The 24228-nt window shown below is 71.3% G+C and carries 25 protein-coding genes; 8 read left to right on the top strand and 17 right to left on the bottom strand.

What is annotated here, in order from left to right:
- The first annotated feature begins 162 nt into the window (after nucleotides 1-162).
- Nucleotides 163-603, top strand: a complete 441-nt coding sequence (locus LXM90_RS04905) for a VOC family protein (protein WP_042674042.1) — start codon at nucleotides 163-165, stop codon at nucleotides 601-603.
- Here LXM90_RS04905 and LXM90_RS04900 read toward each other — a convergent pair whose 3' ends face one another.
- Nucleotides 604-1047, bottom strand: coding sequence for a cyclic nucleotide-binding domain-containing protein (locus tag LXM90_RS04900; protein ID WP_020090878.1), 444 nt, complete (start codon nucleotides 1045-1047; stop codon nucleotides 604-606).
- Nucleotides 1048-1126: 79 nt separating this feature from the next.
- Here LXM90_RS04900 and LXM90_RS04895 point away from each other — a divergent pair, with 79 nt between their 5' ends.
- Entirely contained in the window at nucleotides 1127-1942 is an 816-nt protein-coding gene (locus tag LXM90_RS04895; protein ID WP_042674045.1) for an electron transporter, read from the top strand.
- 17 nt (nucleotides 1943-1959) lie between these two features.
- Here the strand turns inward: LXM90_RS04895 and LXM90_RS04890 are convergent, their stop codons facing one another.
- Nucleotides 1960-2166, bottom strand: coding sequence for a hypothetical protein (locus LXM90_RS04890; protein ID WP_020090880.1), 207 nt, complete (start codon nucleotides 2164-2166; stop codon nucleotides 1960-1962).
- A gap of 240 nt (nucleotides 2167-2406) precedes the next feature.
- Here LXM90_RS04890 and LXM90_RS04885 point away from each other — a divergent pair, with 240 nt between their 5' ends.
- Nucleotides 2407-2595: a general stress protein gene (locus LXM90_RS04885; RefSeq protein ID WP_010683678.1), complete on the top strand. Its 189-nt coding sequence runs from the start codon at nucleotides 2407-2409 to the stop codon at nucleotides 2593-2595.
- Nucleotides 2596-2759: 164 nt separating this feature from the next.
- Here the strand turns inward: LXM90_RS04885 and LXM90_RS04880 are convergent, their stop codons facing one another.
- Together LXM90_RS04880 and LXM90_RS04875 are read right to left on the bottom strand one after the other, a co-directional pair.
- On the bottom strand, nucleotides 2760-3023 hold the full coding sequence (locus LXM90_RS04880) for a hypothetical protein (RefSeq protein ID WP_020090882.1): 264 nt from the start codon (nucleotides 3021-3023) through the stop codon (nucleotides 2760-2762).
- A 563-nt stretch (nucleotides 3024-3586) separates the two neighbouring features.
- Nucleotides 3587-4390: a response regulator gene (locus tag LXM90_RS04875; RefSeq protein WP_012321915.1), complete on the bottom strand. Its 804-nt coding sequence runs from the start codon at nucleotides 4388-4390 to the stop codon at nucleotides 3587-3589.
- Nucleotides 4391-4564: 174 nt separating this feature from the next.
- Between LXM90_RS04875 and LXM90_RS04870 the strand changes: the two genes are divergently transcribed.
- Nucleotides 4565-4903, top strand: coding sequence for a NepR family anti-sigma factor (locus tag LXM90_RS04870; protein ID WP_234081943.1), 339 nt, complete (start codon nucleotides 4565-4567; stop codon nucleotides 4901-4903).
- 148 nt (nucleotides 4904-5051) lie between these two features.
- Here LXM90_RS04870 and LXM90_RS04865 read toward each other — a convergent pair whose 3' ends face one another.
- Nucleotides 5052-5228 (bottom strand): DUF1328 domain-containing protein, encoded by a 177-nt coding sequence (locus tag LXM90_RS04865; RefSeq protein WP_007568853.1) that lies wholly within the window; start codon nucleotides 5226-5228, stop codon nucleotides 5052-5054.
- Between the two features lie 206 nt (nucleotides 5229-5434).
- Here LXM90_RS04865 and LXM90_RS04860 point away from each other — a divergent pair, with 206 nt between their 5' ends.
- Both LXM90_RS04860 and LXM90_RS04855 read left to right on the top strand, forming a co-directional pair.
- On the top strand, nucleotides 5435-5611 hold the full coding sequence (locus LXM90_RS04860; protein ID WP_020090884.1) for a hypothetical protein: 177 nt from the start codon (nucleotides 5435-5437) through the stop codon (nucleotides 5609-5611).
- Between the two features lie 269 nt (nucleotides 5612-5880).
- Entirely contained in the window at nucleotides 5881-6759 is an 879-nt protein-coding gene (locus tag LXM90_RS04855; RefSeq protein WP_419149862.1) for an MBL fold metallo-hydrolase, read from the top strand.
- Between the two features lie 13 nt (nucleotides 6760-6772).
- On the opposite strand, the gene LXM90_RS04850 is transcribed toward LXM90_RS04855, so the two are convergent.
- Nucleotides 6773-7552, bottom strand: coding sequence for a DUF1499 domain-containing protein (locus LXM90_RS04850; protein WP_234081941.1), 780 nt, complete (start codon nucleotides 7550-7552; stop codon nucleotides 6773-6775).
- A gap of 67 nt (nucleotides 7553-7619) precedes the next feature.
- Nucleotides 7620-9455, bottom strand: a complete 1836-nt coding sequence (locus tag LXM90_RS04845) for an AsmA family protein (protein WP_234081940.1) — start codon at nucleotides 9453-9455, stop codon at nucleotides 7620-7622.
- A gap of 304 nt (nucleotides 9456-9759) precedes the next feature.
- Here LXM90_RS04845 and LXM90_RS04840 point away from each other — a divergent pair, with 304 nt between their 5' ends.
- Both LXM90_RS04840 and LXM90_RS04835 read left to right on the top strand, forming a co-directional pair.
- Complete coding sequence (locus tag LXM90_RS04840; RefSeq protein ID WP_020090888.1) at nucleotides 9760-10500, top strand: CoA transferase subunit A; 741 nt, start codon at nucleotides 9760-9762, stop codon at nucleotides 10498-10500.
- Between the two features lie 24 nt (nucleotides 10501-10524).
- Nucleotides 10525-11187: a 3-oxoacid CoA-transferase subunit B gene (locus tag LXM90_RS04835; protein ID WP_042671934.1), complete on the top strand. Its 663-nt coding sequence runs from the start codon at nucleotides 10525-10527 to the stop codon at nucleotides 11185-11187.
- Nucleotides 11188-11548: 361 nt separating this feature from the next.
- Here LXM90_RS04835 and LXM90_RS04830 read toward each other — a convergent pair whose 3' ends face one another.
- The 10 genes from LXM90_RS04830 to LXM90_RS04785 form a co-directional block, all read right to left on the bottom strand.
- The gene (locus LXM90_RS04830) at nucleotides 11549-11842 is read right to left on the bottom strand and encodes a formate dehydrogenase subunit delta (protein WP_020090890.1); all 294 of its coding nucleotides are present in this window, start codon (nucleotides 11840-11842) and stop codon (nucleotides 11549-11551) included.
- Nucleotides 11843-11851: 9 nt separating this feature from the next.
- Nucleotides 11852-14713, bottom strand: coding sequence for a formate dehydrogenase subunit alpha (gene fdhF / locus LXM90_RS04825; RefSeq protein ID WP_234081939.1), 2862 nt, complete (start codon nucleotides 14711-14713; stop codon nucleotides 11852-11854).
- A 10-nt stretch (nucleotides 14714-14723) separates the two neighbouring features.
- Nucleotides 14724-16283 (bottom strand): formate dehydrogenase beta subunit, encoded by a 1560-nt coding sequence (locus LXM90_RS04820; protein WP_234081938.1) that lies wholly within the window; start codon nucleotides 16281-16283, stop codon nucleotides 14724-14726.
- On the bottom strand, nucleotides 16280-16753 hold the full coding sequence (locus tag LXM90_RS04815) for a formate dehydrogenase subunit gamma (RefSeq protein WP_063110363.1): 474 nt from the start codon (nucleotides 16751-16753) through the stop codon (nucleotides 16280-16282). The genes LXM90_RS04820 and LXM90_RS04815 overlap by 4 nt, the downstream gene beginning before the upstream one ends.
- A 399-nt stretch (nucleotides 16754-17152) precedes the next feature.
- Nucleotides 17153-17809, bottom strand: a complete 657-nt coding sequence (locus tag LXM90_RS04810) for a glutathione S-transferase family protein (RefSeq protein WP_020090894.1) — start codon at nucleotides 17807-17809, stop codon at nucleotides 17153-17155.
- 96 nt (nucleotides 17810-17905) lie between these two features.
- Nucleotides 17906-18370 (bottom strand): cytochrome c-type biogenesis protein, encoded by a 465-nt coding sequence (locus LXM90_RS04805; protein ID WP_020090895.1) that lies wholly within the window; start codon nucleotides 18368-18370, stop codon nucleotides 17906-17908.
- On the bottom strand, nucleotides 18370-20370 hold the full coding sequence (locus tag LXM90_RS04800; RefSeq protein WP_234081935.1) for a heme lyase CcmF/NrfE family subunit: 2001 nt from the start codon (nucleotides 20368-20370) through the stop codon (nucleotides 18370-18372). Before LXM90_RS04800 ends, LXM90_RS04805 begins: the two co-directional genes overlap by 1 nt.
- A gap of 10 nt (nucleotides 20371-20380) precedes the next feature.
- Nucleotides 20381-20893, bottom strand: a complete 513-nt coding sequence (gene ccmE, locus LXM90_RS04795; protein WP_234081933.1) for a cytochrome c maturation protein CcmE — start codon at nucleotides 20891-20893, stop codon at nucleotides 20381-20383.
- A gap of 197 nt (nucleotides 20894-21090) precedes the next feature.
- Nucleotides 21091-22578 (bottom strand): c-type cytochrome biogenesis protein CcmI, encoded by a 1488-nt coding sequence (gene ccmI, locus LXM90_RS04790; RefSeq protein ID WP_234081931.1) that lies wholly within the window; start codon nucleotides 22576-22578, stop codon nucleotides 21091-21093.
- 219 nt (nucleotides 22579-22797) lie between these two features.
- Complete coding sequence (locus LXM90_RS04785) at nucleotides 22798-24216, bottom strand: sensor histidine kinase (RefSeq protein WP_020090899.1); 1419 nt, start codon at nucleotides 24214-24216, stop codon at nucleotides 22798-22800.
- Nucleotides 24217-24228 lie beyond the last annotated feature (12 nt).

The raw sequence follows: 24228 nt of genomic DNA, 5'->3' as shown, positions 1-24228 counted from the left end.
CGTGCGGGATACGGTCGTCGCGCCATGCCTACCGCCTCTGCGCCTGTGACGATGTAGCTTTTGCGCCGCAGCCGGCCGTGCGCGGGCCGCTCCCACGGCCACGGTTGTGCCCTAATTCTGAATCGCAGCGGTGCTCTACTGCGCCCGGAGCGGAGGTGAACGATGGCCGAGACCGAAACTCTTCCCACCGAGGCGACGGTCACTCCCGATGTCCCGCTCAGCCCGGCGATACACCTCGATCACTGCGTGATCCACGTGAGCGACTGGGCACGCTCGAACGCCTTCTACCGCGACGTGGTGGGTGCCGAGATCCTCGCGCGCGGTCCCGGCTTCGCCTACCGGTTCGGCGGCGTCCAGCTCAATTGCCACGGGCCGGGCGTCGAGTCGGTACCGGTCGCGGCGAAACCCGTCCAGCCGGGCAACAGCGACCTGTGCTTCCGCTGGTCGGGCGCGATCGAGACCGCCATCGCGCATCTCGAGGCCGCCGGGGTCCCGGTGGAACTCGGCCCGGTGGAGCGGCACGGCGCCGCGGGCGCTGGGATCAGCGTCTACTTCCGGGATCCCGACGGCTCGCTCCTGGAATTCATCACCTACGCGGGATGATCAGCCCCGGCTCTCGGCCAGCGCCTGGTTGGTCTGCTCCAGCCGCAGCGCCAGCACGCGCATCAGGGCGATGCTGATCTGTGGAAACTGGGCCAGCAGTTCCAGGAACACCCCGCGGTCGATACGCAGGGCGGTCACCGCGGATTGCGCCGTCACGGTGGCGGAGCGGGGCTGCTCGGCCAGGATGCCCATCTCACCGACGAGGGCGTCCTGGCCGAGGAGCGCCAGCCGCACCGGGCCGGCGGGACCGTCGATGCTGACGTCCGCCGTACCCGAGAGGATCACGTAGGCCGCATCCGCGACGTCGCCGCGGGCGAAGAAGCGTTGCCCCGGCTCGAAATGCACCCGCTCGCTGGTGAAGGCCAGGAGCTTCAGGCGCGCCGGTTCCACCTCGCGGAACAGCGGCACCTGCTTCAGGGAGGAAACCTCGGTGTCGAGGGTCATTCGGGGGCTCCGCGACGGGTCTCACGCCCAGGACGGCGGGGCCGGACGGGCCCGCTTATCCATGCGGTTCGTCAGGCACTTGTCCAGCCCCGCGCCTTACGCAACCTGTCGGTGTGGTCTTGGCGCCCTCCTGGCACTGTGCCTCGTCCTGTCGCCAGAGCCGGCAGCGGCCCGCCTCGTCAAGGCCGACCTCGCCCGCGTCGCGGTCGCGCCGCCCCCGGGTGCCCGGGCCCCGCTCGACCTCGCCGCCACCGACGCGCGCACCGACCGGCCGACCACCCTCGGGCAGGCCCTGGGCGGCCGCGCGGCCCTTCTGCTGCCGGTGGATTACACCTGCGGGAATGTCTGCGACCCCATGCTGTCCCTGTCGGTGGAGGCGCTGGCGGCCACCGGCCTGCCGATCGACGACTACGCCCTCGTGCTGGTCGGGATCGATCCCCGCGACGACGCCGCGGCCGCCCGGCGCATGCTGGCGGAGACGCTCGGGGATCGGGCGGGATCCGTCCGGCCCCGGGCGCTCATCGTGTCGGACGCCGCGCTCGCGCGCCTCACCGGCGCGCTGGGCTATGAAGCTGTCTACGATGCCGGGACCGACAGCTTCGCGCATCCCGCGGCGGCGCTTCTCCTCACCGCCGACGGCCGGGTAGCCCGTGCGCTGTCGCCCCTGGCGCTGACCGGGCGCGACCTGCGCCTCGCCCTGACGGAAGCCGGCGAGGGCCGGGTCGGCAGCATCGCCGACCGGCTCACCCTGCTCTGCTACGGCTACGATGCCGCGCGCGGCGTCTACACGCCCCTCATCCAGCGGATCCTGACGGTGGCCGGGATCGTCACGATCCTGGCGATCGCCCTTCTCGTCGCGGGCCTGACGCGCCTCGCGCACCGGCGCCGGACCTGAGAACGCCCTCGCCCGGCTCAGCGCTTCGTCGAGAGCCCCTGTCCCCCGGGAGGGGGCGCGTCGCGCTTGAGACTGGCATTCAGGTGCGGCGAATCCGTCGGCTCCTCGCGGGTGGTCGGGGTGGCGGAATCTTCCGGCGCGGGCATCGGCGGCAGCGGCGGCGTGTTGGGCTGCGTGGCCTGTGCCCCCGGAGCGGCATCCTTGACCATGTTGCGGTTCGTCATGCGCGAAAACCCTTCTCTCGTGCCGTGAGGCCGCGCCGTCCGCCCGGGACGAGTCGCCGGGCCTCCGGGCCTGTCGGACCCGACGCGGACTTCAACCAAGGTCGAATGTCGACCAACGCGGCACACAAGTCGGGGTTGCTGCCAAGCTTAGCTGTCGGAAGCTTGAGCAGGTCTCGGGACAGGAACCTTGGTTATTGCTGAAGGTTGTTGCGGGGTGAAGCGAAGCCTGAGGAGGAACTGATGGCGTCCGGAAATTCGACCTCGAAGCGAGGCTTTGCCTCGATGGACCTGGAGCGGCAGCGCGAGATCGCCAGCAAGGGCGGCCGCAGCGTTCCGGCCGAGAAGCGCTCCTTCTCGCAGGATCGTGAGCTCGCCTCGTCCGCCGGCCGCAAGGGCGGTCAGTCCACGGGGACCGGCCGGGCCGAGTGAGGCCGCTGCCGTTCCGTACCGCGTAGCGGCGCCGCGTCCCTCGGGACGGGCGCCGTTTTCGTTTCAAGTTTAGGCCGCGGATCGCGATCTAGGGCCGATCCACACAGCAGAAGGCCCCGCCGAGACGGCGGGGCCTTCTGCTTTCCAGTCCTTGTCGGCGCCGATCAGGAAATGCAGCGGCCAGGGGTCATGCGACGCGCCTCGGGACCGACCAGGGAGCTCAGCGCCGCCTCGCACCCCTCGCGCATGCGCCGCGGCGGCTGCCGCAGGATCGGCTTGATCTCCAGATCCTGCGCCTCACCGGCCACCGGGGCGTTCCGGCTGTCGAGGCGCTGCACCCCCGCCACCCGCGTCGGGCTGATCGACAGCGACACGGGTCGCATCCCGGGCAGCGGCGCCGAAATGGTCTGCGCGGTCGGGACCGGCATCGTCCACCGATCCGCCGTGTCGCGAACCACCGGCTGGACCAGAACGGTGAGAAGAGCCGCAGGAGCACTCACGCCCAGGATGAAACCAGACCGCAGCATCGCCCCGACCTCATTGCGAGAGCTTGACAGGATGTTCGTACAACGCGCCCTGCAATCGCAGGTTCCTAGACTGTCTCGCGTCTACGAAGCCTGAGTATTCGAACGCAGCCCGGCTGTTGGTGCGGCGGCGCACGCCCGCTATCCACAGCCCCGGCTCGTTGCACAAAAGGCACGCCCCACGAAAAATCGCCCCTCCTGGAACCTCCCGCGCCGGCACCCGTTCTCTGTGCACCCGGCCACCTGGTCCTCCCCGCATTCCCCTTGTGCATCGGCCGGAACCTTCGCGACGGGCTGGAGCTCTCTCCGGCCCGTTTTTTTGTGCGCGGCGACCGACGAGGGCGTGCGGACCGACAACGAAAAAGCCCCGGCGTGAGCCGGGGCTTTTTCGTTGTCGTCACTCTCGGTCGCGGGCGCCCCGGGTCACTCCCGGGGGCGAACCGCCAAGCCTGACCTCAGGCCGGATCTCAGGCCGTCTTGGCTTCCCGCCGACGGGCGGTCTGCTGGAAGAACAGCGCCTGGCTGATCACCGCCGAGACGTTGGCGGGCTGGAACGGCTTGGCGATCAGGAACGCCGGCTCGGGCCGCTCACCGGTGAGGAAGCGCTCGGGATAGGCGGTGATGAAGATCACCGGCACCTCGAAGGATTTCAGGAGGTCGTTCACGGCGTCGAGGCCGGAGGAGCCGTCGGCGAGCTGGATGTCGGCCAGGATCAGGCCGGGGCGCTTGCCCTCGCCGGCGATCTTGATCGCTTCGGTGCGGGTGCGGGCGACACCGATGACGTTGTGGCCGAGACCCTCGACCAGCGCCTCCAGATCCATCGCGATCAGGGGCTCGTCCTCGATGATGAGGATCTCGGTCGCCATGTCGGCGGCGAGCTCGCGACCAGCCTCGTCCACGAGGTCGCGAACCTCGGACACGTCGACGCCCAGAATGATCGCCGCGTCCTCCTCGGAGAAGCCCTCGAGGCAGGAGAGCAGGAAGGCCTGGCGAGGCAGCGGGGTGATCTGGCCGAGGCGGACCTCCGCCGGCAGATCGTGCTGGACCTGCTCGCTGCGGCCGTTGACCGAGAGCGAGTTCCAGATCCGCGTGAAGACGCGGAACAGGTCGGCCTTGATGTTGGTGCTGCGACCGAGCGTGTCCGGCTCGTTGACGAGGGTCTCCAGGGTGGCGGCGACGTACGCGTCACCCGCCACTTGGCTACCCGTGAGCGCGCGCGCGTAGCGGCGCAGGTACGGCAGGTGCTGTACCACGAGTTGCGATGTCGACATTCGATCCCCTGTGCCTCGCCGTGTTGCCCGGCCGCGAGCGCCTCGATCCGTCACCGAGGGCCTGCCGGGGCCGGCTTTCTGTCCTGCGCAGCCTACCGCCCAACGCGGAGGCCCGCACTCCGTTCCACCCCCCAGCGGAACCGATGCCGGCGCGCAGGCGTTGCCGGCGCAGCCATGGCGTATGTCGAGCCGCAGCACAATGCGGCCGGGCCGACTTCGGCAACAAGGGGCGTGTTGATGGTGGACCAGGGAAAGGAGGCCGGTCTTCGCGCGCGCGATCCGCACGTCGAGACCGCTTCGGATCGCTTGTCGGAGTCCGAGAACAGCTCCGGCGGTACGGCCGCTTCCGACCCGTCCGACCGCTCCAGGAGCAAGGGCGGCCTCAGCGATCAGACCCGGAACCGCATCGCCGCGCAGCTGCGCGCGATGTACGACACGGTCACGCAGCAGCCCGTACCCGATCGCTTCGCCGAACTGATCGCCAAGCTCGACAGCGCCGACCGCAAGGCCTGAAACCGCTCGTCCCGTCACCGGGACAATCCACCCCTGCAACGGCGCGATGGCAGCGCCGCGATGGAAAAAGCCGCCGCCCTGCGGCGACGGCTCTTCCGTGGGTCCGTGCGCCGGCCCGCTGAACGGGGCCGGCCGCTCCGGCCCTCGGTCAAAGTGTCGGCGAACGGCCCCGCATCAGGCCGACGACGGCCGAGATGGCGAACAGGACGATCGCTACGAAGAAGACCAGCTTGGCCGCCTCCATGGCGGTGCCGGCGATGCCGCCGAACCCAAGCAGAGCGGCCACGAGAGCGACGACGAGAAAAGTTACGGCCCAACCGAGCATGGTTCGTATCCTTAGAAAGTACCAACGCGGGCGGGCCGCGTCGTTCTGAACACGAAAACGCCAAGGTTTCGCTCCGGTTCCGCCCCCCATCGCGAAGTCCTGTGAGTCCCCGCGGGCGCGAGCGCCGGCCGCGACATGGGGTGACGGAACGAGACAGGGGCGCTAGCGTTCGAAGATAGGTCTTAAGGCTCGATCCGGGATTTGCGATGCTGCAATCTGCCAAGAGTGCCGTTCGATCGAAGGCCGCCGCGATGGCGGCGCGGGTGACCGAGATCGTCGACAGGGCCGGCGACGCCCTGCGCGCGGCCGCGCTCGGTCTCATGCCGGCACCGGCGCCCGTACCGGTCCGCGTGCGCGCACGCGGACCGCGCCGGCAGGACTGATCGCGGGACGCGCGCGACCCCGGAGCGGACGCGACCCCGTCCGCGTCCCTCACAGGCGCCGGACAGCATCACCCCTGCGTCAGGATCACCGGCAGGACAGCGGGCAGGTCCTGCCGCCACCCCAGAATGCCTCGCACCGCGGCCTCGCATCCCCTAGGCCTTGAGGGCGATTGCCACGCGGCCGCGAACCGTCCAAGGAACCGCCGTATCGATCGCACGGGATCGCGATGGCGGACACCGACGAGACCACTCTGACCTTCGATCCGTCGATGCCTCCGGCCGGCCGGCTGGACCGGGTCGCGCCACTGATCCGCCGGCGGGTCGCGCCGAACGGAGGCCCGTTCACGGCGAGCGGCACCTGCACCTACGTGGTGGGCCAGGATCGCGTCGCGGTGATCGATCCGGGCCCGGACGATCCGGCCCATGTCGAGGCGCTGCTTCGGGATCTCGGCACCGAGCGGGTCGAGGCCATCGTGGTCACCCACACCCATCGGGATCACTCGCCCGGAGCAAGGCTGCTCGCCGCGCGCACCGGCGCGCCGATCGTCGGATGCGCGCCGCACAGGGCCGCGCGGGCCCTGTCGGAAGCGGAGACCCCGATGCTCGACGCGAGCGCCGACCGGGCGCACGCGCCGGAACGGATCATGGTGGAGGGCGACGCCGTGTCCGGCCCGGGCTGGACCCTCGTGGCCGTCGAGACCCCCGGGCACACGATGAACCATCTCGCCTTCGCGCTGCCGGAGGCGCGGGTGCTGTTCTCGGGCGACCACGTCATGGCGTGGTCGACCACGATCGTGGCGCCGCCCGACGGCGCGATGCGGGCCTACATGGACTCCCTCGACAAGCTGCGCGGGCGCGACGAGACGGTCTACTGGCCGGGCCATGGCGGACCGGTGCCCGAGCCCGCCCGGTTCCTCCGCGGGCTCGCCGGGCATCGCCGCCAGCGCGAGGCGGCGATCCGCGCGCGGCTGGCCGCCGGCGACGGGCGAATCGCCGACATCGTCGCTGCGATCTACCAGGGGCTCGATCCCCGGCTCCGCGGCGCGGCGGCGCTGTCGGTCTTCGCCCACCTGGAGGATCTGGTCGGACGCGGGCTCGCGTCCTGCGACGGCGCCCCCCGCCTCGACGGCACCTACGCGCCGGCCTGAGAGGCGCGGCGGCTCACTTCACCGCGAGGGCGAGGTTGGCGACGTCGTCGAGATAGGCCCGGATCCGGTCGGCATTGCTGCCGAAATCGCGGCCGCCGAGCCGCGAGGCCGAGCGCACGTCGATCCGCGCCCCGTCGGCGCGGGGGCGGATGCGCACGGTGACATCGTCCGGCAGGTTGAGGATCAGCCCCCGCGCCACGGCCTCGATCCGGCCGTTGCCGGTCCGGCCGCCCGGCCGGATCGCCTCGACGATCTGCCAGTGCCGCTTCAGGGCAGCCTGCCGGGCGAGTTCGAAGGCCTCGTCGGCGCCGATATCGAGGGTCAGCGGCGCGATCTGCGGGTAGGCGCCGCGCTGGCTCTCGCGCGCAGCCGCGCTCGGGTCCGCCGGGTAGCGTCCGCCGCGGGCCGCGAAGGCCGCCCGCGAGCGCGAGAAGGCCGGCGGATTGTCGATGTCGGTGGTGATGTCCGACAGGGCGGGAAGACGCAGGCCGCGCAGGCCCAGGAAGGCGGGGTAGCCGAGAACCGCCAGCGCCAGGATCAATCCGGCGAGGGCGGCCCCGAGACCGCGGGCGCCATCGCGCCAGACCCGCACGAAGGCGAAGATCGCGGCCGCGGCCGCCAGCAGCGCGACGCCGAGCCCGGCCACGAGAGCCACGAGGGCGGCGTCCGTGTCGGAGCGCGGATCCCGGACGAGGACCAGCGCGATCCCGGTGGCGATGACGGAGAACACGGCGAGCCGCCGGGCCAGCGGCCCCGCACGGGTCACGGGTTCCTCGATGAGCAGGCGGCGCATGGGGATCATGAAGGCGTTCGAGGCCCGATCTTAGAGCTTGGCCGGAGCCGGCGCCATGGCGCCGCGGTCACGGCGCGTACGCGCGGGCGTTGCCGGGCAGGCCGAGCGTGGCGGGCAGTTTGAGCGGGTCGGGGAGCATCGCGCCCCCGTACCGGCCGACCGGGTCGGGGATCTCGCTGTGCGCGACCGTCTGAGCCGTCAGGGCGCTCCAGGGGCCCGTCACCGCGAACAGGATCCCGCGGGAGGAATCGCCGGGCGGACGCAGGACGAGGTCGCCCTTGGCATCAAGCCGACGCTCCGGCAGCGAGACTTGGCCGTGCAGGGTCGCCCCGACGCTCGGCCCCAGGAGACCCGACTCGGCGATCTCGCCCACGCCGTCGGCGAAGCGCAGCGTCACCACGGCCCGTTCGAAGGCCGTCCGGCCATTGCGGCGCGCCAGGGCGCCGGACGCCACCGCGCCGTTGCGGTGGATGACGTCGGCGAGGTCGAGGCCCGCGATGGCACCACCGTCCATGGCGAGCGTGGCCCGGCCATTCAGGTGCGCCAGCAATCCGACCGTGTCCCGGGCCCTGGATTCGAGGGCGAAATGCCCCTGCACGGGCCCCACCACCCAGCGGGCCGCGCCGATCTCGCCGAGCAGCGCGCCGAGGTCGACGCGGTCGAGGCTTCCCTGCGTGCGCAGTTCGGTCGCGGCCGGATCGGACCCGCTCGTCAGATTGACGCGCCCCTTGAACGTGCCGTCCTGGATCCGGGCCCGGTTCACCGCGACCTCCAGGGCGGCCTCCCGCACCAGGACACTCGCCGCCAGATCCTGCACCCGGACGGCGCCGGCGCGCCCCTCGGCCGCCGACAGGCGAAGGTCGAGGTCGCCGCGCGTGAAGGGCGCCAGGGCGATCGACGCGGGCGCGGGGTCGAGGAGCCGCGACAGATCCGCGACGAGAGGCGTGAGATCGAGCGTCTCGGCCGCCAGGGTCGCCTGCACCGAGAGGCGCGGCGCCTTGCCGGGCCCGAACGCGACGGCGCCGGCCCCCTCGAGCACGTTCTGACCCAGGCCGATGCGCAGGCTCGGCCACGAGACGGACCGCTCGCCCGTCTCGAACCGGCCGTCGACCGAGAAGGCGCCGGCGAGCGGCGCCAGCGGCATATCGCGGCCGATCCAGGCCAAGCTCTCCGGCAGGGATCGCGTCTCGAACCGGACCTGCCCGGACATGACGGGCAGCGCGCTCCCCTCCGCCGGCGGCGCCACCGTTCCGTCCGCCGCGAGGCGGCCGTCCGGCCACGTGATCTCCGCGGTGAACGGGCTCCCGCGGCGCTGGGCCATCTCGGCCGGACGCAGGTGGCTGAGGGCGATCCGGGTCGGCACGCCGCGCCAGATGAGGCTGGCGCGGCCCTCGGCGGCCTTGCCCCAGAGCGGCCACGCGATGTCGAGGTCGATGTCCCGGGCCGTGTCGCCGGCGGCGAGGCGCGCGTCGCGCACGACGATCCGGCGCGGCCGGGCCGTCTCGCCGGATCGGGCCTGCTCGGCGAGGCGCGCGAGGGGGGCGGCCCAGCCGGCGGGGTCGTCCGACAGCCGCGCGCCCTCCAGGCGGAGGCCGCTCACCGCGGCGCGGCCGCCGAGGAGGCTCAGCGGGTCGAGATCGATGGTCAGACGGCCCTCATCCGCCAGGACCGGGCCGTCGGAACCGGCAGCGAGCCGGACGCGGTCGAGGGTCAGGCGCGGCCAGGGCAGCACCGCGAGGCGCGCGGGCCCCTGCAGCGTCAGCCCGAGTCCGTAGGCGTCGAAGGCGCGGCGGGCGAAGGCCGTGGCCCGGCCATCCTCCAGGGGCCAGTCGCGCAGGCCGAGGCCGGCCGCGATCAGGCTCCCGAGAGCGAGGATGAAGATCGGGCGGCGCAGCGACATCATGCTCCGAGAGGGCGGCGGCTGTGGCCGGAAGCCGGGCGCCGCGCCGGCCCCTCGGGCTGCCACGGCCCGGCAGGGTCTGCACGTCGAGTGGGCAACTTAGCGTCCCCGGCCGGTTTTGTCTGCCGCGCCCGCGCAGGGCCGCCCTGCCCTCCCCAGCGCAGTGCCGGTTACGGATCGCCCGGGACCGCGCCGGCCGGTGCGGTGCACCACTGGATTTCGCGCGCGGAATCGGGAAGAGCAGGCGCGAGGACACGCGCGTCCCGAGGTTTCGGCCGGTCGGGTCCGGCGGGAAAAGGACGGTTCGATGAAGAAGGTCTACACGGATGCCGCCGCGGCCCTGGCCGGCCTCCTGCGCGACGACATGATGGTGATGTGCGGCGGCTTCGGCCTCTGCGGCATCCCCGACGAGCTGATCGAGGCGGTGCGCCTCTCCGGCGTCAAGGGCCTCACCGTCGTGTCGAACAATGCCGGCATCGACGGGGTCGGTCTCGGCAAGCTCCTGGACACCCGCCAGGTCGCCAAGATGATCTCGTCCTACGTGGGCGAGAACAAGGAGTTCGCCCGGCAGTACCTCGGCGGTGAGCTGGAGATCGAGTTCAACCCGCAGGGCACGCTGGCCGAGCGGATCCGCGCCGGCGGCGCCGGCATTCCGGCCTTCTTCACCAAGACCGGCGTCGGCACCAAGGTCGCCGAGGGCAAGGAAGTCCGCGAGTTCGACGGCGAGCAATACGTCATGGAGCGCGGCCTGTTCGCCGACCTCGCCCTGGTCCACGCCCACACGGGCGACACCGAGGGGAACCTGCGCTACCGGATGACCGCGCGCAACTTCAACCCGATGATGGCCACCGCCGCCAAGATGACCGTGGCGCAGGTCGAGCACCTCGTGAAGCCGGGCGAGATCGATCCGGACACGATCCACACGCCCGGCATCTTCGTGAAGCGCATCATCGACGTCGGGCAGCGCGACAAGCGCATCGAGCAGCGCACCACGCGCAAGCGCGGCGACAGCACCCCGGCCGCGGCGGCCGGCGGCGGCACGCACTGATCGGACGGGAAGGGAGCGAGAACGATGGCCTGGACCCGCGAGCAGATGGCGGCGCGCGCCGCCAAGGAGCTGGAGGACGGCTTCTACGTGAATCTCGGGATCGGCATCCCGACGCTGGTGTCGAACTACATCCCCGAGGGCATGTCGGTGCAGCTCCAGTCGGAGAACGGCATGCTGGGCATGGGCCCCTTCCCCTACGAGGGTGAGGAGGACCCGGACCTGATCAACGCCGGCAAGCAGACGATCACCGCTCTGCCGACGACGAGCTACTTCTCCTCGGCGGATTCCTTCGGGATGATCCGCGGCGGGCACATCAACCTGTCGATCCTCGGCGCCATGCAGGTGGCCGGCAACGGCGACCTCGCCAACTGGATGATTCCCGGCAAGATGGTGAAGGGGATGGGCGGCGCCATGGACCTCGTGGCCGGCGTGAAGCGCGTGGTCGTGGTGATGGAGCACGTCGCCAAGAACAAGGACGGCACCGAGAGCCCGAAGCTGCTCAAGGCCTGCGACCTGCCGCTCACCGGCACGCAGGTGGTCGACCTGGTGATCACCGATCTCGGCGTGTTCGAGATCGACAAGAAGGGCGACGGCGGCATGAGACTCATCGAGCTCGCCGACGGCGTCACCGAGGACGAGATCCGCGGCAAGACCGAGGCCGACTTCACCGTCGCCCTGAAGAACTGACGTCTCGGGGCCCGGCGGCCGGCGTCGCCGGGTCCGCCGGGCGGGAGACGGCCGGGCACCCGACTGTCCCGCGGTGCCGCCGCTCACCGCCTTTCCACATCGACTCAGGCGGTTTCCGGTTCAGACGGCGCGCTCCGTCGTCACGAGCGCAGCGAAGTGACCCAGGGTCGCGCCATCGTGCAGAGCGGGGCGCTGCTGGATTGCTTCGCTCCGCTCGCGAGGACGGCGGAACCGGTCGGTGACCCGGAAACCGCATCGAACGCGAAGCACCCCCGCTCCCAGTCGGGACAGGGGTGCTTCGCGTGACTGCGTGCCGGCCAGGCGTGGCGCGGGCTGTGGGTCCCGCCCGGCCTCGGGCGGCTCAGCCCGCGTCGCTGGCGCCCGCGCCCGCGAGTTGCGGATCCCGGGTCGCGGGTCGCACCGGGCTGTCGGCCGCCGGTTCCTCGCCCTGCAGCGCCCGCCGCACGTAGCCGTCGACCCGGTCGCCCTGCTCCGGCAGGGCGGCCTCGAGATGCGCGATCATCTTGGGCGTCCAGAACGCCTTGATGTGCTTCTGGATCCCGGCGACCGCCTCCTCCTCCGGGTAGGACCGGAAGAAGGTGGCGATCTGGTTGGCCATGCGGACGAGCTTGTCCGCCTGCGTCACGGCGCTCATCGGAAACTCTTACTCTGCCGCGTCGAGGGTCTGAGCGATCCGGGTCAGGGAGAAGTCCTCCTCGTAGAACTTCGCCTGCCAGTCGGAGGGCCGATTGGTCCGCCGGACCTGCACCGCCGTCACCTTGTACTCGGGGCAGTTGGTCGCCCAGTCCGAGTAGTCGGTGGTGATGACGTTGGCGCCGGTCTTGGCGTGGTGGAAGGTCGTGTAGACCACGCCGGGCTGCATCCGCTCCGAGATCTTGGCCTTCAGCGCGATGTCGCCCGAGCGGCTCTCCAGGGCGACGAGGTCGCCGTCGACGATGCCGCGCAGCTCCGCGTCGAACGGGTGGATCTCCAGCACGTCCTCCTCGTGCCAGCGCGAGTTCTCGGTGCGCCGGGTCTGCGCGCCGACATTGTACTGGGACAGGATCCGGCCCGTGGTCAGGATCAGCGGGAACTTCGCCCCCGTCCGCTCCTCGGTGGCCACGAACTCGGTGATCATGAACCGGCCCTTGCCGCGGACGAACCGGTCCACGTGCATCATCGGCGTGCCGAGCGGCGCCTTCTCGTTGCAGGGCCACTGCACCGAGCCGAGCTCGTCGAGCTTGGCGTAGGACACGCCGGTGAAGCTCGGGGTGAGCGAGGCGATCTCGTCCATGATCTCGGACGGGTGATTGTAGTTCATGGGGTAGCCCAGCGCGTTGGAGAGCAGCACCGTGCCCTCCCAGTCGCCGTAGCCGCCCATCGGGGCCATGACCTTGCGGACCCGCGAGATGCGGCGCTCGGCGTTGGTGAAGGTCCCGTCCTTCTCGAGGAACGAGGCGCCCGGCAGGAAGACGTGGGCGTACTTGGCGGTCTCGTTCAGGAACAGGTCCTGGACGACGATGCACTCCATCGCCATCAGGCCCGAGGTCACGTGGTGCGTGTCGGGATCCGACTGGGCGATGTCCTCACCCTGGATGTACATGCCCTTGAACGTGCCTTCGACGGCCTCGTCCAGCATGTTGGTGATGCGCAGGCCCGGCGCGTTGTCGAGCTTGGCGCCCCAGAGGGCCTCGAAGCTCTCGCGGGTGGCGTCGTCCGAGACGTGGCGGTAGCCCGTCAGCTCGTGCGGGAACGAGCCCATGTCGCAGGAGCCCTGCACGTTGTTCTGGCCGCGCAGCGGGTTCACGCCGGCGCCGAGCTTGCCGATGTTGCCGGTGGCCATGGCGATGTTGGCCATGCCCATGACCATCGTCGAGCCCTGGCTGTGCTCGGTGACGCCCAGCCCGTAGTAGATGCCGGCCGCGCCGCCCTTGGCGTAGAGCCGGGCCGCCCCGCGGACCTGCTCGGGGTCGAGGCCGGTGAAGGACTGCTGGTTCTCCGGGGAGTGGCGCTCGTCGGCGATGAACCGGGCCCAGGACTCGAACTCGGCGAGGTCGCAGCGCTCGCGGACATAGGCCTCGTCGATCAGCCCCTCGGTGACGATCACGTGCGCCAGCGAGTTGATGAAGGCGACGTTGGAGCCGGGCTTCAGCGGCAGGTGGAAGTCCGCCTTGATGTGGGGCGACTTCACGAGGTCGATCTTGCGCGGATCGGCGACGATCAGCTTGGCGCCCTCGCGCAGCCGCTTCTTCATGCGCGAGCCGAAGACCGGGTGGCCGTCGGTCGGGTTGGCGCCGATCACCAAGATCACGTCGGACTTCTCGACCGACTTGAAGTCCTGGGTGCCGGCCGAGGTGCCGAGCGTCGACATCAGGCCGTAGCCGGTCGGCGAGTGGCAGACGCGGGCGCAGGTATCGACGTTGTTGTTGCCGAAGGCGGCGCGCACCAGCTTCTGGACGAGGTAAGCTTCCTCGTTGGTGCAGCGCGACGAGGTGATGCCGCCGACCGAATCTTTTCCGTATTTCGCCTGGATGCGCTTGAACTCGCTCGCCGCCCGGTCGATCGCTTCCTCCCAGGACACTTCGCGCCACGGATCCGTGATCTTCTCGCGGATCATCGGCTTGGTGATGCGGTCCTTGTGGGTGGCGTAGCCGTAGGCGAAGCGGCCCTTCACGCAGCTATGGCCCTCGTTGGCCTTGCCGCCCTTGTAGGGGACCATGCGGACGACGCGCTCGCCCTGCATCTCGGCCTTGAACGAGCAGCCGACGCCGCAATACGCGCAGGTCGTGACCTCCGCGTGCTCGGGCTGGCCGAACTCGTGGATCGACTTTTCCTGGAGCGTCGCGGTCGGGCAGGCCTGGACGCAGGCGCCGCAGGAAACGCACTCGGACTCGAAGAAATTGGTCGGGCCGGCGGCCACGCGGCTGTCGAAGCCGCGGCCCGCGATGGTCAGCGCGAAGGTGCCCTGCACCTCTTCGCACGCCCGGACGCAGCGGTTGCAGACGATGCACTTCGACGGGTCGTAGGTGAAGTACGGGTTCGACTCGTCCTTCGGCAGGTACTTCTCGGAGCTCGGCCGGACGTGGTTGTCGCCCTCGTAGCCGTAGCGCACGTCGCGCAGGCCGACGACGCCCGCCTGGGTCTGCAGCTCGCAGTCGCCGTTCGCCGCGCAGGTCAGGCAGTCGAGGGGGTGGTCGGAGATGTAGAGCTCCATCACGCCCTTGCGGAGCTTGGCGAGCTTCTCGTTCTGCGTGTGCACCACCATGCCGTTCTCGGCCGGGGTCGTGCAGGAGGCCGGGGTGCCGCGCCGGCCCTCGATCTCCACGAGACAGAGGCGGCAGGAGCCGAACGGCTCCAGCGAGTCTGTGGCGCAGAGCTTCGGGATCTGGGTGCCGGCCTGCATCGCCGCCGCCATCACCGAGGTGCCGGCCGGCACCGTCACCGACATGCCGTCGATCGTCAGCGTCACCGTCTGCTCGCTGACGCGGATCGGCGTGCCGTAGTCGATCTCCTTGATCAGGCCCATCGACGTCTCCTCACTCGGCCGCGGCCGGCAGATCGCCGGCGCGCCTGAAATCCTCGGGGAAATGGGTGATCGCGCTCATCACCGGCATGGGCGTCAGCCCGCCCATGGCGCAGAGCGACCCGTCGGTCATGACCTCGCAGAGGTCCTCGACCAGCTTGAGATTCGCGTCCGGCCGGATGCCGGCGATCACCTTGTCCATGGTCTCGACGCCGCGGGTCGCGCCGATGCGGCAGGGGGTGCACTTGCCGCACGACTCGGTGGCGCAGAACTCGAAGGCGAAGCGAGCCTGGGAGGCCATGTCGACGGTGTCGTCGAACACCACGATGCCGCCGTGGCCGACGAGGCCCTTCTTGGCCGCCATCGCCTCGTAGTCGAGGGGCGTGTCGAGGAGATGGTCGGGGAAGTAGGCCCCGAGCGGCCCGCCGACCTGCACGGCCCGGACCGGCCGGCCCGAACGGGTGCCGCCGCCGAAATCCTCGATCACCTGCCGGAGAGTGATGCCGAAGGCCATCTCGATCAGGCCGCCGTGCTTGACGTTGCCGGCGAGCTGGATCGGCAGGGTGCCGAGCGACCGCCCCATGCCGTAATCGGCGTAGGCCTTGGCCCCGTTCTCCAGGATCCACGGCACGGCCGTGAAGGTCATGACGTTGTTGACCAGCGTCGGCTTGCCCAGGAAGCCCTTGAGCGCCGGGATCGGCGGCTTCGCCCGCACGATGCCGCGCTTGCCCTCCAGGCTCTCCAGAAGCGAGGTCTCCTCGCCGCAGATATAGGCGCCGGCGCCGAGGCGCACTTCCAGGTGGAAGGTCTTGCCCGAGCCCAGGATGTTGTCGCCGAGCACGCCGGCCGTCACGCCGTTGGCGATCGCCTCCTTCAGGGTGGCGAAGGCCTGCGGGTACTCGGAGCGGAGGTAGATGTAACCGCGGGTGGCGCCGGTCGCGACGCCCGCGATGGTCATGCCCTCGATGAGGTTGAAGGGGTCGCCCTCCATCATCATCCGGTCTGCGAAGGTCCCGGAATCGCCCTCGTCGGCGTTGCAGACCACGTATTTCTGGTCCGCCTTGGCGAGCATCACGGTGTTCCACTTGATGCCGGCCGGGAAGCCGGCACCGCCCCGGCCGCGCAGGCCGGAATCGCGCACCGCCGCCACGATGCCCTCGGCATCGAGCTTCAGGGCGGCCTCGAGGCCGCGGTAGCCGCCATGGGCCCGGTAATCGTCCACGGAGACCGGGTCGACCACGCCGCAGCGGTGGAAGGTCAGGCGCTGCTGCCGGGCGAGGTAGGGGATCTTCTCCGGATCGCCGAGGCGCAGGGCGTGGTCGCCGCCCGCGGTCAGGCCGGCATCCAGCAGGGCATCGACGTCCTTGACCGTCACCGGCCCGTAGGCGACGCGCCCCTCGGGGGTGCCGACCTCGACCATCGGCTCCAGCCAGAACAGGCCGCGGGAGCCGGTGCGGACGATGGTGACGTCCAGGCCGCGGCGCTCGGCGCCGGCGAAGAGGGCGCGGGCAACCTTGTTGGCGCCGAGCCCGAGGGCGACGGCGTCGCGCGGAACGTAGAGCGTGACGCTCACTGGCGCACCTCCGTCAGGGCAGCTTCGAGGGCGTCGGCGGTCAGGTGCGCGACGGGCTCACCGTCCACCAGCGCGGCGGGGCCGTTGGCGCAGAGGCCGAGGCAGTAGACCGGCTCGACCGTGGCGCTGCCGTCGGCGGTGGTCTCGTGCCAGCCGCAGCCGAGGCGGCCCAGGATCTCGCGGTGCAGCTTGTCCGAGCCCATGGCCTGACAGGCCTCCGCCCGGCACAGCTTCACCTCGTGGCGGCCGGCGGGGTGCACCCGGAAGTCGTGGTAGAAGGTGATGCAGCCGTGGACTTCGGCGCGCGACAGGTTCAGCGCGTCCGCGATCAGCGGCACGGCACCGGAATCCACGTAGCCGAAGGTTTCCTGCAGCGCGTGCAGGATCGGCAGTGTGGCCCCCTCGAGATGGGTGTGCTCGGCGATGATCCCGGATGCGCGCTCCGCGCTCCAGGGCTCGTGACGCGCCATGGTTTCCAGCCCAGTCTGTTCCTGTTCTAATGCGAAGAGGAACAGAAATGCCGAATGGCATCAATCGCGCTGTCCGGTCGGGCGACAAAGGACGTTTGTCGAGCTGTAACGCGCAGGCCTGAGGAGCGGAGCTAGTTCGTTAACCTGTTGCCGCAGCGCGATTTTTCAAATCCGATCGGCAGTCAGGATTTGTCGCGTGCGTCGCAACATAAATTTGTGCCCTGCAAGAAATTGCATTCCGCCACGTCGGGTCCGGAACGTCCGCTAAGAGCCCTCCGTCCTTGCGAGCGGAGCGAAGCAATCCAGGGCAGCGCGACCTCGGCAAGCGTGGCGCGACTGGATTGCTTCGCTCCGCTCGCAAGGACGGAGGCGCTTTCCGAGACCTGAGCCTCGGCCGCGTCAGAACTCCATCTCGAGTTCCTCGATCTCGTCCGGCTCGTCGGCGGCGGCTTCCGCCCACTCGACCATCAGCGGCCAGTGCAGGATCGTGTCGCGGTAGGCGGCGGCGCGGGGCGGCAGCGCGACGTCGTAGGTGCGGAAGCGGGTGCAGACCGGGGCGAACATCGCGTCGGCGAGGCACGGCCGCGCGCCGAACAGGTACGGCCCCTCGTAGCGGTCCAGGCAATCGTCGAAGATCGTGACGATGCGCTCGATATCGGCCTTGGCACCGTTGAACACGCGGAAATCGGGGTGGAAGGCGCGCAGGTTCATCGGCAGCGCCGAGCGCAGATTGACGAAGCCGGAATGCATCTCCCCCGAGATCGACCGGCAATGGGCGCGCTCCGCCACGTTGCCGGGCAGGAAGCCGGCCTCCGGGAAGGTCTCGGCGAGATACTCGGCGATCGCCAGCGTGTCCCAGACGACCACGTCGCCGTGGCGCAGGCGGGGCACCAGGAACGAGGGCGACAGGTGCAGCAGCTCCGCCCGGGTGGTGGCGTCGGTGCCGGACAGGACCTCCGTCCGGAAGTCGAGCCCGGCCATCCGGCAGATCAGCCAGCCCCGCAGGGACCACGAGGAGTAGTTGCGGCTCGAGATGGTGAGCGTAGCGGCCGTCATCGTCCTGCCCCGGGCGCGTCGCCGATCGTGCGGTCTGCGAGGCCCGATCCAAGACTCGTGCCGAACGGGGCGGGCGAATCGCTTCCGGCGGCGATTCTACTCCCGTCGCAGCAGCGCCGCGACCTCCGCCTGCTCGGCGGCCGACAGGTTCCGGGCCGGCGCGGGCGGGCGGCGGCGGGCGAGACGCCAGATGCCGAGCCCGCCGAGCAGCACCGCGAGCACCGGGGTCAGCCACAGCAGCAGGGTGTGCAGCGCGAAGACCGGGCGCAGCAGCACGAACTCGCCGTAGCGGGCCACGACGTAGTCGAGCACCGCCGTGTCGCTGTCGCCCTTCTCCAGCCGCTCGCGGACGATCAGGCGCAGGTCCTTGGCGAGCGGCGCGTCGGAATCGTCGATGGACTGGTTCTGGCAGACGAGGCAGCGCAGTTCGGCCGAGATCTCCCGGGCGCGGTGCTCCAGCGCGGGATCCTTCAGCACCTCGTCGGGCTGCACCGCCAGGGCCGGCAGTGACGCCAGCAGGGCGAGCGCGGCCAGCGCCGGGCGGAGCGAACGGCGCGCCATCACTCGGCCGGCACCGCGACCGGGAGCGGCCGCGCCTTCGCCTTGGCGGGGACGCCCACGCGCATCCGCCGGTCCGTGAGCGACAGGCCGCCGCCCAGCGCCATCACCACCGCCCCGAGCCAGATCAGCAGGACCAGCGGCTTGTAGTAGAGGCGCAGGCCGACGCCGCCGTCCTGCCCGATCTCCCCGAGGCTCGCGTAGACCTGGCTGACACCGTTGGTCAGCAGCCCCGATTCCGTCACGGCCATCTTGCGGCTCGGGTAGAAGCGCTTGCCGGTCTCGACCTTCCCGACCTCGTCGCCCCCGCGGGTGCGGATCGTCAGGTAGGCGGCGGCCTCTTCGTAGTTCGGTCCCTTGCGCGGCGCGACCCGGTCCAGGGTCGCCACGTAGGGCCCCGTCGCCAGGCTCTCCCCGGGCTTGAGGGTCGCCAGCCCCTCGGTGGCCCAGCCCTGCGCGGCGATGCCCAGCACCACCACGCCGACCCCGGCATGGGCGATGGCGGTGCCCCAGGCCGAGCGCGGCAGGCCGACGGCGCGGCGGCCGATCTGTCCGAGGGACCGGGCGCGGCTCGCCCCGTAGCCGCGGGCGCGGGTGACGATCTCCAGGGCGGACCCGATCAGCAGGTAGGCGCCGAGGCCGATCCCGACCGGCGCCAGCGCCGGCCCGCCCCAGGTCAGCGCCAGCACCGCGAAGCCGACCACCAGGGCGACCGCCAGCGCGGCGAACAGGCGCTGGGCGGCGGCGAGCACGTCGCCGCGCTTCCAGGCCAGCGCCTGCCCCATAGGCACGATCAGCAGCAGCGGGATCGCCAGCGGCACGAAGGTGGAATTGAAGAAGGGCGGACCGACCGTGATCTTCTCGCCCGTCAGCATCTCGAGCACCAGCGGGTAGAGCGTGCCGACCAGCACGGTGGCGCAGGCCGCCACCAAGAACAGGTTGTTGAGGACGAGCGAGCCCTCGCGGGAGATCGGCGCGAACAGTCCCCCCTGCCGCAGCAGCGGCGCCCGCCACGCGAACAGCGTCAGCGAGCCGCCGATGAACAGGATCAGGATCGCCAGGATGAAGACGCCGCGGGTCGGGTCGGTGGCGAAGGAATGCACCGAGGTGATCACGCCCGAGCGGACCAGGAAGGTGCCGATCAGCGAGAGCGAGAAGGTCAGGATGGCGAGCAGCACAGTCCAGACCTTCAGGGCGTCGCGCTTCTCCATCACCACGGTGGAGTGCAGCAGCGCCGTTCCGGCGATCCACGGCATCAGGGAGGCGTTCTCCACTGGGTCCCAGAACCACCAGCCGCCCCAGCCGAGCTCGTAGTAGGCCCAGTAGGAGCCCATCGCGATCCCGAGCGTCAGGAAGCACCACGCGGCGAGGGTCCAGGGCCGCACAGCCCGCGCCCAGACGGCGTCGATCCGCCCGTCGATCAGCGCGGCCACCGCGAAGGCGAAGCTGATCGAGAAGCCGACATAGCCGACGTAGAGGAGCGGCGGGTGGACCGCGAGACCCGGATCCTGCAGCAGCGGGTTGAGGTCGTTGCCCTCGAGCGGGGCCGGGATCACCCGGGTGAACGGGTTCGAGGTCGTGATGATGAACAGCACGAACACGAAGGTGATCAGCCCCTGCACGGCCAGGGTGTTGGCCCGCAGCCGCGGCGGCACCGAGTTCTTGGCCGCCGCCACGCAGGCGCCGAACAGGGTGAGGATCAGGACCCAGAGGAGCATTGAGCCCTCGTGGTTCCCCCAGACGCCGGAGATCTTGTAGATCAGCGGCTTCTGCGTGTGCGAGTTCTCGACGACGTTCTGGACCGAGAAGTCCGAGGTGACGTGCGCGTAGGTGAGCGCCGCGAAGGCGAAGAGCACGCAGGCGAAGGCGCCGAGCGCCGCCTGAGAGGCGGTCTGGCGCAGGGCCGGATCGCCCGAGCGGGCGGCCCAGATCGGCATCACCACCTGGACGAGGGAGATCGCCAGCGCGAGCGCGAGGGCGAAGTGGCCGGTCTCGACGATCATGCGGGTTCCCTCACCGCTCGCTGCGGGGACCGAGGGTGCTGTCCGCCGCCGCGGTGGCGGGCTTCGGCGCCGGGCCGCCCTTGTTCGGGCCGCCCTCCTGCCAGCGCCCCTGCGCCTTCAGCGCGTCGGCCACCTCGCGGGGCATGTAGGATTCGTCGTGCTTGGCCAGCACCGTGTCGGCGCGGAACTGCCCGCCCGGCTCCAGCACGCCCTCGGCGACCACGCCCTGCCCTTCCCGGAACAGGTCCGGCAGCAGGCCCTTGTAGTGGACCTCGACGGTCTCGTTCGTGTCGGTGACGGCGAATTCGACCGTCTGGTCGGGGCCGCGCCTGAGCGAGCCGTCCTTCACCAGCCCGCCGAGCCGCAGCCGCGTGCCCGGGGCGATGGCCTGCTTGGCGATGTCGGTGGGCGAGCGGAAGAACACGATCGAGCCGCTCATGGCGTACAGCATCAGCCCCACGGCGAGCGCCAGGACGCTGCCGCAGGCGGCGATCAGGATCAGGCGGCGTTTCTTACGCGTCACGATACTTCCACCCCGCGGTCCGGCGCGCGGAGACCCGCCTCGACCGGAACCGTTCTCATTCTAGTCTTGAGGGTGTCGGCTCCAGGCGCCCGCGGGTCAAGGGCGGGCGTCGGGACCGATTGTCGTACGGACCGCTCCGCGGAGGCGGGCTCGCGATTTCGTGGCGCCGGGGAACGGGCTTGGCGGAGGCCCGGCGGTCAGGGATTGGGCTTGGCGGGGAGCTCCAGCTCCCGGGCGAGACCGTCGAGCCGCGCCACAGCCTCGCTGTTGGCGGCCAGCGCCATCCGGGCGCGATCGAGGGCCTTCACCGCCTGGTCGCGCTCGCCCAGCGCGCTGTAGGAACGCACGAGCCGCATCCACTCGTCCGGCGTGCCGCCCCGCGCGGCGAGGCGCCGGTCGAGACCCTCGACCATCCCGCGAATCGCCGCCTGCTGCTCCGCCTGCGGCATGGCGCGCACGGCCGCCATCGCGGCCTCCTTCTCGGCCTGGACGCCCGGTCCCGCCCGGCCCGATTCGGCCGGCGCGGGCGCCGCGCCCTCGGCGCCGAGACCCACGGCGCGGGCGCCCTGCTCGACCTGGGCGAGACCCTGCGGGTCGCCCGCGAGGGCCGTGCGCGCGCGGGCCAGAGCATCGGTCGCCTGCGCGCGCTCGCCGAGGACCATCCGGGACCGGACGAGCCGCAGCCACTCGTCGGGGGTGCCGCCGCCGGTCTTGAGGCGGGCGTCGAGCCCGTCGACCATGCCGCGAATCGCCGCCTGCTGCTCGGCCGGGATCTCGGGGGCGGCCTGGGGCGTCGCGGGCGGGGGCGGCTCGCCCTTGAGGCGGGCGAGGCTCTGCTTGACGATCCCGAGCCACGGGGCGTTCGGCGGGCTGCTGGCCTCGAGCTCGGTGAGCTGGCGGATCGCCTCGCCGGTGTCGCCGGCCTGCTCGGCCGCGCGGGCGAGGTAGAAGCGCGGCTTGGGCGCGTTCGGCTCCTTGGCCTGCGCCTTCTCGAACAGCGCCTTGGCCTCGGGCGACACGGTGCCGTCGCCGGCCGCCGTGAGCGCCTCGCCCTGGTCGGCCAGGAGGTCGGCGGTCTCGCCCTTGATCCGCGCGAGGTGGCCGTAGGCGCGGGCGGCGTCGTCGAATCGGCCGGTGCGCATGTAGACCGGGGCGAGCACGGCCCAGCCGCGGGCATCGTTCGGGTCCCGGGCGAGGCGCGCCTCGATCTGCCCGACCGCCTTCATCAGCTCGTCGGCGCCGCCGCGGGCGGCCTGCCGGTCGGCCTCGGTCTGCGCCGGCACCTCGGGCGAGCCGTAGAGCCCGTAGGCGATCAGCGCCACGAGCGGGATGGTGGAGAGCGCGAAGGCCGAGGCGGCGCGCCGGCGGCGCAGGCGCGGCTCGGCCGGGCGCGCGGCCTCGGCGATGCCGGAATCCTCGGCCTCGCGCTGCGCCTCGCGGCTCGACCGGAGCAGGCGGCGCGCCGCCTCGGCCTTGGCGGTCTCGGCCTCGTCGGGGGCGATCAGGCCGCGCTCGAGGTCGCGGTCGATCTCGGCTATCTGATCCTCGTAGAACGCCGTCTCGGTGGCGAGCCCGCTGCCGCCGGCCTCGCCGGTCGGCACGGCGGCGCGCCGCGACATCGGCCAGAGCAGGCCGAGCACGGCCGCCGCGGTCATGGCCGCCAGGATGAACCAGATCGCCGTCATGGACCTTATCGCCAACGGGCCGCACCGGCCCGCCCCTCCCCACGCCCTGTGGAGCCGGCGGCGTGATGCCACGACGCCTCCCGGCGGCGGCTCGGTGTCACGCAACTCTGTTGCGATGACAAGGCCCCGGGCGGGAGCCATGAGGCCGCGCGCCGCCTCCCGGCCCGTACCCGGACGCGGCCGGACGTGCCCGGATTTGCCCGGGCGCGGCCGACGACCTCAGTGGGCGGCCGTGCCGACCGGCAGGTCCCCCGGCACCTCCAGCACCGCGCGCAGGCCGCCGAGCGCCGCCTGCTCCAGGGTGAAGCGCCCCCGGTACAGGGCGGCGAGGTCGGCCACGATCGACAGGCCGAGTCCCGAGCCGGGCTTCGATTCGTCGAGGCGGCGCCCCCGGCCGAGCACGGCCTGCCGGGCCTCCGGCGGCAGGCCCGGACCGTCATCCTCGATGGCGACGACGAGGTGGGGATAATCGTCCTTGCTCACCGCCTCGGCCCGGATCGCCACCCGCCCGTGGGCCCACTTGGACGCGTTGTCGACGAGGTTGCCGACCATCTCCTCGAAATCCTGGCGCTCGCCGCGGAAGCGCAGGCCCGGCGGGACGTGGACGTCGTAGGCGATGTCCTTGTCCCGGTAGATCTTCCCGAAGGTGCGCACGAGGCCGGCGAGCGCCGGCTCGACCTCCGTGGAGGTGCCGAGCGTGCCGGCGAGCGCCGCGGCGCGGGCCCGGTCGAGGTGGTAGTTGACCTGATCGCGCATCACCGCGGCCTGCTCGCGGATCTTCTGCGCGAGTTCCTCGGGGGCGTCGGAGGCCCCGACCTCGTTGACGATGATCGAGAGCGGCGTCTTCAGGGCGTGGGCGAGGTTGCCCACCTGGGTGCGGGCGCGCTCCAGGATCTCGCGGTTGGTCTCGATCAGGAGGTTCACCTCGCCGGTGAGCGGCGCGATGTCGCGGGGATAGGTGCCGGTGATGCGGTCGGCCTCGCCCCGGCGGACGGCGCCGAGCGCAGCGCGCATCTTCTTGAGGGGCGCGAGGCCGAAGCGGATCTGCAGCAGCGTGGTGATCGCAAGCGACAGGCCGAGCAGGCCGAAGGTGATGGTCAGCGAGTTCCGGAACCGGTCGACGTCGTTGACGATCTCGTCGGCGGGGCCCGCGACCCGGACCGTGTAGCGGCCCTCCTCGCCGAGATCGACGTCGCGCTCCATGATGCGCAGGAGGCGTCCGTCCTGCCCCTTGCCGTAGCCCTGGCGGATCTGCCCGACCCCGACCTTGCCGTCGGAATCGGTCGCGGCCGGCAGCGGCACGCCCACGAGGGAGCGCGAGGTGCGCACGTCGCGCGGCTTCGCGTCGGGCTTGCCGACCTGCCAGTACCAGCCGGACAGGGGCAGGTCGAAGCGCGGGTCGCCGAGCGAGAAGGTCCGGCTCTCGGGGTCGTTGGGCGAGACGAGGTCGGTGGCGAGATTGTTGGCGAAGACGAGGAGCCGGCTGTCGAAGGAGCGCTCGGTGTTCTCGCGGTAGAGGGTCGTGAGGATCCAGGCCGCGATCAGCAGGATCGCGGAGCTCGACAGGAACGCCGACACGGCGAGTCGCACCGCGATGGAGCGGCGGCGCAGGGAGAAGAGGCCGATGAGGTCGATCATGGATGCGTCGGT

The sequence above is a fragment of the Methylobacterium oryzae genome (genome assembly GCF_021398735.1).
Classification (GTDB): domain Bacteria; phylum Pseudomonadota; class Alphaproteobacteria; order Rhizobiales; family Beijerinckiaceae; genus Methylobacterium.
This window is presented reverse-complemented; position numbering and strand designations above follow the sequence as displayed.